Annotated in this window: 12 protein-coding genes; 8 read left to right on the top strand and 4 right to left on the bottom strand. The window is 52.5% G+C overall.

The window, feature by feature from the left end:
* The first annotated feature begins 255 nt into the window (after nt 1-255).
* From ssb to AC6I7T_RS24005, 5 genes are all read left to right on the top strand, one after another.
* Nucleotides 256-762, top strand: a complete 507-nt coding sequence (ssb, locus tag AC6I7T_RS24025; RefSeq protein WP_497790294.1) for a single-stranded DNA-binding protein — start codon at nt 256-258, stop codon at nt 760-762.
* Nucleotides 763-933: 171 nt separating this feature from the next.
* Nucleotides 934-1,467: a hypothetical protein gene (locus tag AC6I7T_RS24020; RefSeq protein WP_497790293.1), complete on the top strand. Its 534-nt coding sequence runs from the start codon at nt 934-936 to the stop codon at nt 1,465-1,467.
* 183 nt (nt 1,468-1,650) lie between these two features.
* The gene (locus AC6I7T_RS24015) at nt 1,651-2,571 is read left to right on the top strand and encodes a Rad52/Rad22 family DNA repair protein (protein WP_497790292.1); all 921 of its coding nucleotides are present in this window, start codon (nt 1,651-1,653) and stop codon (nt 2,569-2,571) included.
* A 92-nt stretch (nt 2,572-2,663) separates the two neighbouring features.
* A complete protein-coding gene (locus AC6I7T_RS24010; protein ID WP_497790291.1) occupies nt 2,664-2,924 on the top strand; it encodes a hypothetical protein in 261 nt (86 codons plus the stop codon).
* An 82-nt stretch (nt 2,925-3,006) separates the two neighbouring features.
* Nucleotides 3,007-3,441 (top strand): hypothetical protein, encoded by a 435-nt coding sequence (locus tag AC6I7T_RS24005; protein WP_497790290.1) that lies wholly within the window; start codon nt 3,007-3,009, stop codon nt 3,439-3,441.
* Between the two features lie 396 nt (nt 3,442-3,837).
* Here AC6I7T_RS24005 and AC6I7T_RS24000 read toward each other — a convergent pair whose 3' ends face one another.
* Nucleotides 3,838-5,568: a HEAT repeat domain-containing protein gene (locus AC6I7T_RS24000; RefSeq protein ID WP_497790289.1), complete on the bottom strand. Its 1,731-nt coding sequence runs from the start codon at nt 5,566-5,568 to the stop codon at nt 3,838-3,840.
* 241 nt (nt 5,569-5,809) lie between these two features.
* Nucleotides 5,810-6,604 (bottom strand): hypothetical protein, encoded by a 795-nt coding sequence (locus tag AC6I7T_RS23995; protein ID WP_497790288.1) that lies wholly within the window; start codon nt 6,602-6,604, stop codon nt 5,810-5,812.
* A 533-nt stretch (nt 6,605-7,137) separates the two neighbouring features.
* Here AC6I7T_RS23995 and AC6I7T_RS23990 point away from each other — a divergent pair.
* Entirely contained in the window at nt 7,138-8,106 is a 969-nt protein-coding gene (locus AC6I7T_RS23990; RefSeq protein ID WP_497790287.1) for a YxiH-YxzG fusion protein, read from the top strand.
* Here AC6I7T_RS23990 and AC6I7T_RS23985 read toward each other — a convergent pair.
* On the bottom strand, nt 8,081-8,416 hold the full coding sequence (locus tag AC6I7T_RS23985; RefSeq protein WP_497790286.1) for a hypothetical protein: 336 nt from the start codon (nt 8,414-8,416) through the stop codon (nt 8,081-8,083). The two genes, AC6I7T_RS23990 and AC6I7T_RS23985, sit on opposite strands and share 26 nt — an antisense overlap.
* Nucleotides 8,417-8,752: 336 nt before the next feature.
* Here AC6I7T_RS23985 and AC6I7T_RS23980 point away from each other — a divergent pair, with 336 nt between their 5' ends.
* Nucleotides 8,753-11,566 (top strand): SEC-C metal-binding domain-containing protein, encoded by a 2,814-nt coding sequence (locus tag AC6I7T_RS23980; protein WP_497790285.1) that lies wholly within the window; start codon nt 8,753-8,755, stop codon nt 11,564-11,566.
* 386 nt (nt 11,567-11,952) lie between these two features.
* Here the strand turns inward: AC6I7T_RS23980 and AC6I7T_RS23975 are convergent, their stop codons facing one another.
* The gene (locus tag AC6I7T_RS23975; protein WP_497790284.1) at nt 11,953-13,362 is read right to left on the bottom strand and encodes an amidase; all 1,410 of its coding nucleotides are present in this window, start codon (nt 13,360-13,362) and stop codon (nt 11,953-11,955) included.
* A 108-nt stretch (nt 13,363-13,470) separates the two neighbouring features.
* Between AC6I7T_RS23975 and AC6I7T_RS23970 the strand changes: the two genes are divergently transcribed.
* Nucleotides 13,471-14,034: a TetR/AcrR family transcriptional regulator gene (locus AC6I7T_RS23970; RefSeq protein WP_497790283.1), complete on the top strand. Its 564-nt coding sequence runs from the start codon at nt 13,471-13,473 to the stop codon at nt 14,032-14,034.
* The last annotated feature ends 1 nt before the right edge of the window (nt 14,035 follow it).

The following is a 14,035-nucleotide window of genomic DNA, read 5'->3' as shown; positions in this document are numbered from 1 at the left end:
GGCTCTCGGGTATGTCTTCGGCTGAGCCGGGTGACAAAGAAAAGAAATATGAGGCCACTTACAGCTATCTTTCTCTTCGAGGAAACGCAGTAACGGGGCACTTTGGATAAGGAATGAGACTCACAAAATAGTAAAAGTGGAAACGTCCCGTTATGAATTCATTGTTTTTCGTCGAAATACGACTGGTTCTTTAATCAGCAAAATAGAACTCACGTGGGTTCGAGGAATACGTGACAAAGAAGGAGGATCAATAAAATGGGCAAAAGTGTAAACAAGACGATACTGCTTGGGAATGTAGGTAAGGATCCCGAGTTCAAAGTTCTATCCACAGGTACCTCCGCTGTAACCTTCAGTATGGCCACAACTCAACGGTATAAGGATCGAACGGGAGAACGGCAAGAACAGACTGAATGGCATAACGTCGTAGCTTACGGCAAGACCGCAAATGTTATCAGAGATTATGTGAAGAGGGGGAATAGGCTCTTTATTGAAGGCAGGTTGACAACACGTTCCTGGGACGACAGAGAAACCGGCAAGAAGGTATATCGCACTGAGATTGTGGTGAACGACCTGACCCTCCTCGGCTCATACGGCGATCAGAGCAACCGTTCCGCGGCCGCAGGTTCGAAAGGAAATAACAACCAATCACACCGCCAATATGAAAATGAGCCAGCGCGTAACTCCGAATACAGCCAGAATCCACCGGAAGATTATGTCTATAGTCAAGGAACGGAAATCACGGATGACGATATACCGTTTTGAGCGGGCAGTTGCGCTGCCCCAACGGGGTCAACGCAACTGCTGCTCAGTCACTTGCAGGTGAAAGTCCCCCCCCAGGAGTCGGCTCGTTACCTGTATAGCGAGCGTATGGATGGTGACGGAAATGCGGAGATAACGCCAGATAACGTGGTCTCAGACAATTAGGTGGATACAATGCAGATACCCGAGAATATACAGCTCTACGTCAAAACTGTGGTCCTTCACGGACAGCTGTGTCGGAACATGTACGATGAACATCCTGGTTTCGCCTATTTCTACACCGATCACCGGAAATCTTTCCCTGCACCCCCAAACTGCCCACTTTCCCGGGCCATGGAAATGTCGATCGAGTTGCTGCGGAAGATGCAGAAGGAAACCGAGTCAGAAGTTGAGTACGACGGCTTGTTCATAGCTTCTTCGATCATTCTCTTAGACGAATTAGGAAATGCCGTTCAAGAATTTCGTGCGCGGCACCTCCGCGACGGTCAATATGGGGAAGCATGGTGTGACGAACTGCCTGCCGAATCAGAGTGGGCTGCAATTGAAGAGAAAGCACTCGCTCTTGAATCTGAGGGGGCCGTCGAAATCAGCTGGGATAATTTTGATACTGGCCAGAGCCTGATTGAACAGGCCAGTGAACTTCGCAGGAAAGTTCAGATTGCGAGGTCCTTTCAGAGGTCAGTTGTTGCATACCCGCAGGGCACCTAAACTATCTGTCCATTACCGTCATTTCGGAATTGAACTCCCGGCTCTCTCAAGCATTCTGTAAAGGCAGTTCGTCATACACGCCCGCTGTCGTATCCAGCCTCCGAATTCGATCCGTGCTAGAGCCGTCAAATAATACCCAGTGTTACCCTGCAATTTCACAAATCCGCCCATAGAGGAGACCCAATGCAGACAGATAATTTGCAAGCTGACATTTCCATAGACCAAAGTGCTCTTCTGGAGAAACTGAAGATGCCCTTCCTTCCAGAAGAAGTGTTGTGGCGAGTTACCAATAAGAGCAGAGACGGTGCCAGAGGCTGTATCGCTCCATATGCCGATCCGCGCGCTTATACGGACAGGCTGAACGAATGTTGCACACCGGCTGGCTGGACCCGCAGCTACAAGATCGAAACCGTTTCTCCAATTCCCAAGATGATAAAAGACAAAACAATTCAGACTGGAAAGATCTTCGTTACATGCCAGGTCACCGTCCTGGGCATCGGGACCCATGAAGCTACCGGAGAGGAGTGGGCTGATAACCCGAATGCAAGCACAAGTGCCGAGGCTCAGAGCTTCAAGAGAGCTTGCGCATGTTTTGGGCTTGGACGCTATTTCTATGATTTTGAAAAAACCTGGGTCGATCTTGACCGCAACGGGGAACCGAAACATATCCCGAACTTACCGAGTTGGGCGCTGCCGTCCGGATACTCCAAGCCTGCGGCGAACTCTAGGAATCCCAACAATTCATCTTCAAATTTACAAGGAACTGTAACTAGTACAGATCCACTGGTGACCGCCATCGAAAACCTGCGTACGGAACTGGGTGACCCCTTATACCTCCACTTCCTTTCCGGAGTATCGGGAGTCAAGACGGCAAAAGAAATTCCAAACAAAGAACTGCGTGAGCGGACCTTCAAATGGATGGAATTTGCGTTCGCCCGCGTTAAGAGGATCAGAAGTATTGTCACAGAGATTCCAAAATCCGAGTTCTATGGAATTCTAGATCGGTGCAGAATACGCGATCTCAAAAGTATTCCCGACCGAGAGGCGCTTATGAACCTGGTGGAGAGCATGGAGGAGAGCGCGGCAAATCGTACCCACGCATAGCAGCCGCACGCCAGCCTATCCCATTTGCACGAGCTTCGAAATTGCCCTATTGTGCTGATCGTTCTTACAGAGATTTTAGAGGAGGTGCGTTTGTGCGAATCATCGCGAGCACGGTGTTCTATCCCATGCTATGGTTGAGAGCAGTAGTCGTTGTACTTAGCCGTTTCTTGAGTTTCGTAGCAGGAATTGGCGCCGCTATTGCTCTCCTTCTATCCATCCTTGGACCATACAAATTGTGGCTGCTGGCCGGTTGTCTCTTTGCCGTTGGATTCATAGCCTTTCTCATTTTGCATTTATATGATTCGATTCTGCTTCGCATCAATCCCACGAATAGAACGCTGATTCTGTACTGAGGGACAACATCAACGACGCAATCAGTACAGATCTCTGCGCTAGCTGCGAGAGGGAATGGCCGATGAGATTAGGTGACCTCCAGTGCAAGCACCCGAACTCATAACGCTGACAGCAACCGCGTCAACATTGGATCTGGCGCCGAACTTGGCAGTTCTCACAATAGGAACCAAAGACCTGCCATCGATAGGCCTTTGGAGAATATTTAGCTATGTTCAACGTATAAAATTCATCTTATATGTAACGGATATCGGAACAGTTATGATCTACGATTTCAGTAATATTGATCAGCTTGCAGCATTGGCTCTTGCAGCATATCGCGCGAGGAGAATGGCGAAAGAAGGCGAGATCTCCTCGCGCGATCTCGTTGCGAAGATTGAAGAAATGCGCAATTCTATTGAACCGGAAACAGTCCTGATTCTCATCCTTGCACTCGAATCTTCCTCAGACTCTCTAGCGCAGAGGCACTCCATTCTACGTAGAGCAGCCGACTCACTTGGTTCGCTTCCCCTCGCCTAGTACTGACGTTTCTTTCACAGCCCTGTGTTATTCTGCTCCATCTCCTCTCCTTGAAGCCAAGACTACATGTCTGTCTATAGAAGCCAGAAAGAAAGAATATCTCGCAATGCTCCTACCTTCATTCTGTCCAACGATAGTTTCCTGATCTTGGAGATTCCACCCAACCTTGGAAATACAGCGGTTGCTCTACTGCCGATGCGGTGGAAGAACTTGACATACTTCCACGAAGCCGGTTCTGAGGCGTTTCCTATGTCGTCCCCAAGCCAGTTGGCGATGAGTGGCTTTGCCCTGTTAGCATCAATCGACTTGTTAGTGCGGACTGCAATTTTTGAATTAATGCCGCTTTTGTGGACAAATTGCAGCTTCAGCAAGGATATTGTTAGTTGCAAAGGGCCGCTAATTACGCGAGCAGGCTGCCGTTCCAAGAATGCCATCCTTCTGGGATAAAACAACGACTCTACCTCCAGAGATCACAGCAACATCACCATTCTCTATGCGGAGATGCCCTTCTGGTTGACCGGGGAGGCGGGCGATTTCGGTTTGTTCCCAGGTTCCATCGACTCTGAGGGAAACTCTGAGCGCATAGCCATAGTTGAATCCGAGATGCGCAAGGCCGAACAGAACAATCGCGCCATTGTTCGAGTATTCGAGGCCGTGAACATTGTCGCGAGCAAGAACGACAGGCGTGCCTTTGTAAGGGGCCCAGGTTAATGAGCCGCCCCATTCCCCGTGATCAGTCCCGATAAGTTCTCCTGCGATACTTTCAGTCCTGTAGTGTAAAACATGAGCCTCAACTTCAGAAGCAGGGCGTAGACCAAAAGTATGGCCATGCCATTGCCACCGATTGCTTCGGCAGGTCGATTGAACACCGCGCTCTCCTTCGGTGATTACCCATGTTGGGTCCCGCCACAATCCTCGGTCAGGGGTAATCCATGAACCGCGCTTGACACTACCTTGGGGGGACTGAAGCGCAGACGCCGTCTGTGCAGCCTGTTTCCTGATCTCTGCCATCCAGAAATCAGAGGACAATTTATTCAGGACCGGGATTGCATTCTTGTCGCCCATCCAGCCAACACTTGAAATGGCTGCGTAGACAATTCGCCAGTCCTTCGATGAAAGCGCATCTTCAATTCGCGATGTTGCCGGGCCGTATCCCAAAAAGCCAAGAGTCAGGATGCCGTATGCCTGTTCCGTGCGATTAGCCGAGGTCAAGAATGGAGTGAGATACTCTCCGGCTGCCTTACCATCCGGACCAAACTCAACAATCTCTCGCAGGCACAATGACGATTTCAACGCGAGAAAATCGAACTCCTCTGCGGATGGTTGGCAGGCTTTTGCTGTATCAACCAGCACAATAGGGTCGCGTAACGCCTTTAGTGTTTCTCCGGCTTCGGCCTTCAGAGCTTCATTGGCAAGCAGGCCATGGAGTTGGGCCCCGGCTGGCTTGGCAGCAATCCCAAGTGCGGCAATGGCTCTGAGCGCGCTGATCCTTTGGCGTGTTGACTTCTGTTCGTCAAGGGCAATCACGACCCATTGACTGGCAAACGCAATCGGAGGATGAAGCATTCCTTTCACAATTCTCGCGGCCTCTACGGCGGATGCGTCATCTTCAAAGGCTACGAGCATGTATGGTGCTGCCTTTAGACTCAAACGCTCGAGCCCTGCTTCTGTGCAGTTTCCTTCTCCATTGGGAATGTTGCTGACTAGGATGCGTATAGCTTCAGGCGTTGCAACCCCTTCAAGAGCACAAGCCGCCCAGCCTCCTGGATCGGCTTGCAGCGCTCTCTGCAAAGCAGGAATATCCGTTGTATCCCATCCTTTCCAATTCTCCAGGATCAGCCCGGCGCTTCTGCGCCATCCTGGATGGGAGCCTGTTGCCCTTTTCATCAGCTCCTGCTTTGCCTGAGCACCAAAGCGCTGCAACTTGCGGGCAATGACGTCTCCGTTCTCCCAGTCCCCAGTGTCCTTGGCGGGTACGACACCATCGAGTAGGGCCATACAGGATTCAAGCGTTCTGCATTGGTCGAACCCATGAGGCACCTTGATAGCGAGAATTGATGGCGTTCCACAGACCAGTAGGACCGACAAAATCGCTGCACGGTGAACAAGATGATGGAATCGTCCCATGGATTGCTTTCCTTATTGCATTAGACACCATCACTTCAGGGAGGGTTCCGAGAGCCAGACCCGATGCTTCCTCCAAACGACGAGTTCCCTCGAACCTATTGCTTGCGCTTGACCTGCCGGGCGCTCGGTTCCCGCTGAGGCCAACCAACTCGCCGGAGAATGTTGATCATTCAATAGCTGACGAACAAGCGGTCACTCGCCCGAGACTGCCCTAATTACCGGGCAGGAGAAGCGGGAATACTCAACGTGTCTTGCACGATAGCTTGAAGCCTTCGCTACGCGCGCGAGCGCAGTAGTATTTCTGTGCCTCCTGTAGAGAATCGAAATCCCGAGGAGAATCCGGGTAGAGAGCGTGCAGACTATCATCGGCTGCGTCCACGATGTTTAGAGAAACGTCGAAGAGACACGCGTCAACAAGATATGGAATCGCCGCCCGGTACTTGCATTTACCGAATAGTTTCAAGCTCGTCTGGTACTGAAGGCTGCCTTGATTGCGATAGCGTCCTGTGGCTAGGTCGTGCAGAGCTGCTGGATCACACTTCTTGGCAAGATAATTTACGGGCCAGTAAAGCTCCTCACCATCGTTTTCTTGCTCCTTGAGGACTCGTCGCATGAATGCTGTGACTTCTGGTGTGTCAAAGTGGTACGCGACATGTTCAATGCCATTACGAATTGCCCAACGGTGGTCCTTCCAATACAGGAGCAACAAATCGTGGATGCGGCCACGCCGTGCGAGTTCGTCCGAAATCGGCCATCCTGTTGTTCTGCCTTCCGCTATTCCGCAGAGCTTCCAATTGTCGGAGCAGGCAATAAGGCGATCAGTAGGTAGGTCCGGCAATCTGCGTTCAAATTCATCCGAAATTGCCCAAACATCCTTCGCCCCGCAAGTTTTAGGGGCATCGTAACACGCGGTCAATTCAGCCGAAGAGAGCTTCTGCAGATTTGGGGAGTGATCCGAAACTGCATCTGATTGGGCTAGAAGCGAACCAGAGAACCACAGCGTTACGGAGAGCAAAATTACTTGCAAACGAAGCATGTTTGACCTTGACGCAGCAATCATACCGCGTCAACGGTTCTGTTCCGAGCAGGTTGTCGCCAACTCGTCTCTTACCCCGCACCCTAAGTCTCCAGAGTAAAAGGAATACTCCAAGCAGAAGCAATGCGCCTCCCACAGCAACAAGTAGGGCCTCATCAAGGCTCAGCGCCTTCCGGCTAGAAGGCGACAACAGGTAGGGGGAAAGGAGCGGGCAGTAAAGCGCCCAGAAGACCTTTTCGAAATCCCATCGACCGTACGCCCATTTTTGAAGGCTAGCATGATCAGCAAATAGGCTAGATGTCCCCGAATTATCCCGCAAGATACCACGGTCCCCTTGCGATTGCGTCTGACTTGGCCTGCTATCCCTTGCCGGACGGGCTATGAAATGCAACGCCATAGATGTTCTGGGACTGCTACTGATGCAACAGGCCAAAGCACTCATGGAGCCATTCCAGATAAGTTCTTATTTCCGCCAAGCCGGTTTCTGGCCCAAACGGATTCTGCAGCCGTTCCGTCAGAAGTAGAATATCCTTGTGCACACAAGGATTGAACTAGACCCAATTGCCAAGCCTGTCCAATTGCCGTCGTTGAACGGCTACCGAGCTGTATCGACTGATGTAGGAGTGAATAGTGACATAATCCGAATGTTTGCACCTGACGATGTTGCTGATTCGCTATTCGCAACAGTACAGGACATTGGTGGTGCCTCATTTCCGAAGACGCACACGGACGAAACCTATTCAGCGATCGTTGTAACTGAAGGGCCGACAGGCGAGGCCAAGAGAAAGTTGCCACTTCTGGCGCTGACGTTTCCCCTGGTGCAGACCTTTCCCAACGGCGAGTTACTTGTAGTAGCCTCCAGATGTCAGCGCTACACGGACGGCACCCACGAATTTAACGCCCGAACATACGATTCGAAAGGATTTGTCCAAGAGTTTTGCCTCGGAGACGGCGTACAGCATGTCCAAGTCGATAGACAAGGACGAATTTGGGTCGCCTATTTCGATGAAGGAGTATTCGGCAATTTCGGTTGGGGAGCGTTAGATGGCTCGGAACCAATAGGCGCGGCTGGACTCGTTTGCTATGACCGCTCTGGTCGGGTGCTTTGGAGCTTCAGCCCCCCAGAGGGGCTAGACTCCATCGCTGACTGTTATGCGCTGAATGTTGCTCCAGATTATGTCTGGGCCTGCTACTACACGGAGTTCCCAATCGTTCGAATCGACAGTCAAGGGAAAGTGGATGCATGGCAGACGAACTTGAGGGGTCCGCGAAACCTCGCTGTTTCAGGCTCGTCAGTCCTTGCTTTTGGTGGATACGCAGAAAATGCTGACGAGTGCGTTCTACTGCGACTGGGCAGTGGACGTGCTGACATCGTCGCGAAGGTAGTTCTTCGGCTTCCTGAATCAGTGAATCTTCGAAAAGCGCAAGTCTTAGGGCGAGGGGAATTCCTCTACGTCTTAGCAGACGACGCGTTATTCACATTCGCTGTACCATCACGATGATCAGGAGCGCTGTACGCGTATTCAGTTGTCCGTGTAGCATTGTGGCCAAGTGACTTCTCGCGGCCAACCGGAATAACAAATCATTAGCAAAGCTAAAACCTCCGAGGCCGTATTGCCGCCGACACTTGAGTGCATCATCGCCCGGTCGCTGATCGACATGGATCAATGCTGAAATGTCTGCTGGTCCACTCAATGGGCCATAAGTCCGCTTCGAGTCCAGGATGCCGGTTTTTGGGGCATTTCCTATGTTTCCTACCAAGCCAGTTGTCGATGAGTGGTTTGGTCTGTTAACCGGCCAATCGCTGCTCATTTTCATTCAGTTGATTTGGAGCTTGCGTAGATCGTATGGCTCAGGTTATTGGCCGGTTATCTCCTTGTTCACGACAGTTGAACGATCTATCTCCCAGAAGCGCCGAGGGTTATTGATGGTTCGCCGCATGTCATGCAAGGGACCCTATCCTGAGAATTTCATGGAGGAATTTGCAAAATGTACCGGCGCTCGCGTTTTGGATGTCGCTGATAGAAGATCTCGAAGGCGATCGGCCTTCACGATTCCGTCTGTCTGTGACGGGATCTGCGGAGTACAAATTCTCCTACAGCCGCGAGATACTGGTACTGATCCTCAAACTCGGAGTAGAAAGCTGCCATGACTTTCGTCCTCAACGAAGCACAATTGCAACGTATCGAGAATGTTCACGGTGGCTTTTTGTACCAGCATCTCTACACAGTCGCGCTTCTATTGAGCTGGCCGAGCATTGCTTGGACAGAGATAGCCGTCGAACGAGATGAAGACATAGAGGTGGAACTTGGGGATCGTCGTCTCTACCTCCAAGTCAAAAAGCGGGGCAGGAATCTTACCTTTGGTGATATCTCGGATGTGCTTGATCGGTTCCAAGAGATCGCCCAAGAGCATGAGGCGGGGCGCAGGTCAGGAATTCCGACCTGTTGGATCATTTCGAACGCTGAACCTGGCCCCGACTTGCATAGAAGGATTCGGACGGACTGGACACCCGATGTATACCTGCTCACGCCCCAAACCGGCACTGGTAAAAGCGACACCCTGCCAATTCCTGGGTTGACGCTGGAGTCGATGTGGGAAGCATGCGTTCGACTCGCGCGGAGTGTACCTCACTCGACATTACATCCCGAAACCCTCGTATGGAAGCTGGCGGCTCTCGTTCAGTACCTGGCGGCGGGCGCGATGCGGGCCGACCATGTTCTGGATTCCGAAGCTCTGCAGCCACTCCTGGAACAGTTGGTAGCTCAGCTGCATAGTCTGCCTGAACCATTGGAAGACTATCGTCCGCAAGAGAACGAACCGGCCTATCAGTCAGGGGACAGGGTTCGCCTGATCACAGGTTTCTCGGGCTCAGGGAAGACTTCTTGGGTCGGCGAATTAGGAACCCATAACGCGTCACCTCTGCTCTATTTCGACGTCGCCGAGATGCCAAGTGCAGGACTGCCCGCAGCCTTGGCCCGAGAAATGGCAGCTTTCGTCCTCCCCGAAGACAGTCCCGAGCGGCGGCAAATTTTGTTGCCGGGAGTTTCGGGTCTTCAAAGCCTGCACGTAATAAACCGCTTCATCTCCGAGCACGTTCATGATATGACGATTGTGCTGGACAATGCCCATCGCATCAGTGACGACATCCTCGCCGAGACTGTTTGTTCGATGGCAGCCGCCAAGTGGGTCGTGCTTGCGCAGGAATGGCCAGGACACCAACTATTCGTGACTAGGACTGAAGCCAGGAACCAAACACTCTCAGGATGGTCAAGAGACACGATAGCCCGCGAAGCAACCGATAGCGGTTGCTTCGGATCCATCGAGAACTTTCAAAGCCTGCACGATCTTACCGGCGGTCTGCCTCTCTTCGTTCGAGATGCACTTCGGATTTGCAAAGAAGGCTATAACGGGGACATAGCTCGATATGATAAAGACCTTTTAGATCATGTGTCGTTTCAAACGACCAGTCAGGAAGTCATCGTCTCTCAGGTTCTGGGAAGACTTTCGGAGGAAGCAAGAGCCTTTGCTGCACTGCTTTCGGTTTTTACGGTACCGTTTAGCCGCGATGTTGTAATCCGGGTAATCGCACCTGCCCTCAGATTGACCCGCACTCAAGCCGGCCTCCAGCTCCGAACTCTATATTCCTGGGGAATCATCCGATCATCTGCCGGAGGCGATGTATCACTGCATGACAGTTTTCGGCTGCTGGCGAGTGAGCGGATATCTGAGCTTTCAGATGTCGTCGTGCTCAATGCCCGCGAGGAGCTTTATCAAGTCGTTTGGGCAAACCGGGAGGGTGGAGGCCCTGACAAATTCCGACTGCTAGCGCGGCTCATGTTTGAGACGCGCCGCATCAAGCCGCTGGTCGATTTGATCACGAACACGGCGGAGATCGTCACCGAGTACGGTCTCGAAGAGGAAATCTCTGCTTTGCTCGTCAAGGCTGCCGAGGACGCATCCTTGTCTCCCGAGGACCGCTTTTGGGCCGAGGACACACTCACGTTCTGGGCCCTCAATCGCAAAGATCTTGAGGAAGGCCGCACTCGTTTTGAAAAGATTCAAACCATCGTGAAGGGGTTCACTCCATCCGAGACGATTCGGTTGTCGGTCCTCACAAAGGAGCTTCTGATCGCTGGACTGGAAGCAGATCTGGTGAAGCTCCGGCGAGTCTACCGTTCCGCGATCGACTCCAGTCCGGATGATCAAGTCCGGAGGATCATTAGCTACAACTATGCACACGGACTGAGGACTTGCGGGCGTTCAGACCTTGCTTTGGAGATCGTAACGGACCTCGTAGAGGAGTATTACCGTGTGCTCGGGATTACTCCAGCTGATGTCTTTCTCCACAAGCTAAACGAGACGATGGCCAAAATTAAGGACTTTGACGAGAATGGAGACGAGGTTAAGCGCCTCGCCGACAGTCTTGATCTTCAGGGTTCAGCGGCGCACGAGATCGGCCTATTCCAACCGTTTGCAAAACTTCATGCGCACAAATTCTTTATCCTAAGCAGTTCTTTCACATCAGCGGTCAGGGTCGGCCTGGATTTTGTTGATGAGTGCATTGCCGTGCACAGCGACGCAGAAGCTGCGCGAGACTTCATGGAGAACTTCCTCCTGCCACTCATCAATGACAGGAAGATGATCGGTGAACTCGTCCCGGTCAGTTGCCAATATGCTGTCATTCTTGCTTATTGTGGAGCTTTTGACTCTGCAGTCAAAACCTTGCAGGAGATGTTCCCTTACATCGTGGAAGGGACAGATGGTGCCACTCGGTACGAGAATAATGTGAAACTCGTAGAACAGATAAGGAGGGGAGAGGTCCGCTTGCCGAAGAATCAACGTGCCTTCTCGGAGACGCGGACCGCGAGAAAACCCTATCGAGCTCCAGTGAAAGTCGGTCGAAACGATCCCTGTCCTTGCAACTCTGGTCTAAAGTACAAGAAATGCTGCGGACAGTGATTCTTCAGTGCATCCATGATGTTGTTGCCATTTATGTTTGGCGAAAGACTGATCGTAGCTTTGCTGCGAATTGAAGTAAGTGGCGAAGTTCGAAGATCCACAAGCTGCTATAAGTAAACGCATTATCGCCATCACTCATTGATCATCCAGAAGTCCTGTTCGAGTCCACGAATCCGGTTTCTAGAGAATTTCCTATGTTGCCTTCCAAGCCAGTTGTCGATGAGTGGTTTGCCCTGTAGTCGCCAATTGAGAGCGGCTGGGCAGATTACTGACGATATGCTGACATCGCGGTACTGATCCTCGCTTAGCGAGGGGCGTTGCGTGCGGTGCTCGTCTGCTCGCGATCACCGCACGCCTGCCACAGTGTCCAGTTTTGAAGGTGTTCTTTACAGATTCGGGTGCAGGTCTCGTGTTGGGCTTACCTGCTCAAGGAGAGAGGCTAGGTGAAGGATCGTAGACTCTGCCTGCCAGTTCCCCACGATCTGCACACCAATCGGCATGCCGTCATGACTGGTACCGAAACGCATCGAAATCCCGGGAAGGCCGGTGACATTCAACGGTGTGGTCGCGGACATGATGCCCAGGATGTTCACCGTTTTACCGTTGATCCGTAGCTCCTGCTGACCGTGTTTGAACGAGGGAGTTGGTAGAACAGGTGTCAGCAATGCATCGTATTGCTGGAAGTACTGTGCGTAGCCATCCTTCAGACGCTCCGCAGCCTGCGCGGCATGGATGTAGTCCTGTGCTGGCGTATCGGGCAAGGAGAGCATGAGCCGGGCCATATCCCCGATCTCGTCTTCACGGCGGCCTGCCGTCGTTTTTACAAATCCTGGCTTCATCTCAAGTATGTGCAGACGAGTGAATACGTCGAGGGCATAATCGCGTTCCAGCGCAGGGATACGCACAGGCTCGACGGTGTGCCCGAAATCTTTGAGGGCTTCTGCGGCAGCCTGCACTGTTGCAGCGACCTCGGGATCGATCGGCCCGAATCCTGGTTCCACCAGCCAGCCGACGCGGAGGGAACGCTTGTTGGAGTTGCCGATGCCGTTATCGAATGGAATGGAGCTGCTGGAGTAGCCGTCCTGCCCGTCTGCTCCGGCGAGCTGCGAGAAGGCCAACGATAGATCACGGATGCTCCGCGCCATCGGTCCCACATGCCAGAACCGCCGTGGCTCACGCGGCCAGATGCCTGTCATGGGGACACGTCCGTGTGTCGCTTTCAGCGAGACGATACCAGTATGTGCTGCGGGACCTCGCACGGAAATTGCAAGATCCGTGCCAAGTCCAAGCGGAGACATACCCGCTGCGATTGCTGCCGATTCACCCCCGCTTGAACCGCCCGGAGTGAGATCCAGGTTCCAGGGATTGTTCGTTCTTCCAGTCAGCAGGTTGTTGCTTTCGATTCCGTAAGAGAACTCGGGAAGATTGGTCTTCGCGAGGAGGATGCCTCCTGCTTTCTTCAGCCGGGCGACGCTGGTTGCATCCGTATCGGGAGTTCGGCCCTTGAAGATGGGTGTTCCTCGCTGGGTCAGCACGCCGGCGGTATCGATCGAATCCTTTACCGTGAACGGCACACCATGCAGAGGCCCAAGTTCTTCCCCGCGCTGCACTGCCGCTTCCGCCCGCTTGGCGGTGTTCCATGCATCTTCGGCAATCGTCACGATCGCGTTCACCTTCGGGTTGATTGCCTCGATGCGGTCGAGGTGTGCCTTAACCACTTCGACCGGTGAGACTTCGCGTGTGCGGATCAGCTCGGCCAGCCTTGTTGCGTCGGAATAAACCAGTTCAGTATTCATCTTTTGCCTCCCTACCTGCCACTTGACAGGTTTGATTATTGAGATTCTACCTGCCACATGGTAGATTCAAGAAGTTGAGTATTTTTACGAAAGTTGTGGAGGTGCGCGGTGAGTGAAAATGCCCGTGAAGAGATTCTTGCGGCGGCGAAGCTCGTGGCTCAAGCCCACGGGTATGCCGGACTGAACTTTCGTGATCTTGCCCAGCAGGTTGGTATCAAGGCGGCGAGCATCTACTACTACTTCCCGAGCAAGGCCGAACTGGCGACGGCAGTAGCAAAGCGCTACTGGGAAGACGCTGCGGTCTATCTGGAGTCTCTGCTAAAGGATTCAGCAAAGCCGCTCGACGCGCTGCGCCGTTATCCGGAAACGTTTCGCTGGGCGCTGGCGAACGATAACCGTATCTGCCTATGCAGCTTTATGTCGGCGCAGTTCGATGATGTGCCTGACGAGGTGAGAAAGGAAGTTCAAGCCTTCACAGATGTCAATGTCGCGTGGCTGAAGAAGGTGTTGATCGCTGCGAGGATAGCGAGCCCCAAAGAGGCTGAGAAGAGAGCCCGTGCTATCTACTCCGCAATCGCTGGAGCACAGCTTATGGCTAGAAGCAGAGCAGATATCGCACTCTATGACAGTCTGATCGACAGCTATCGTACAGCCGGATTGCTGCCAGCCTGAA

The organism is Humiphilus diazotrophicus (assembly GCF_059726315.1).
This window is presented reverse-complemented; position numbering and strand designations above follow the sequence as displayed.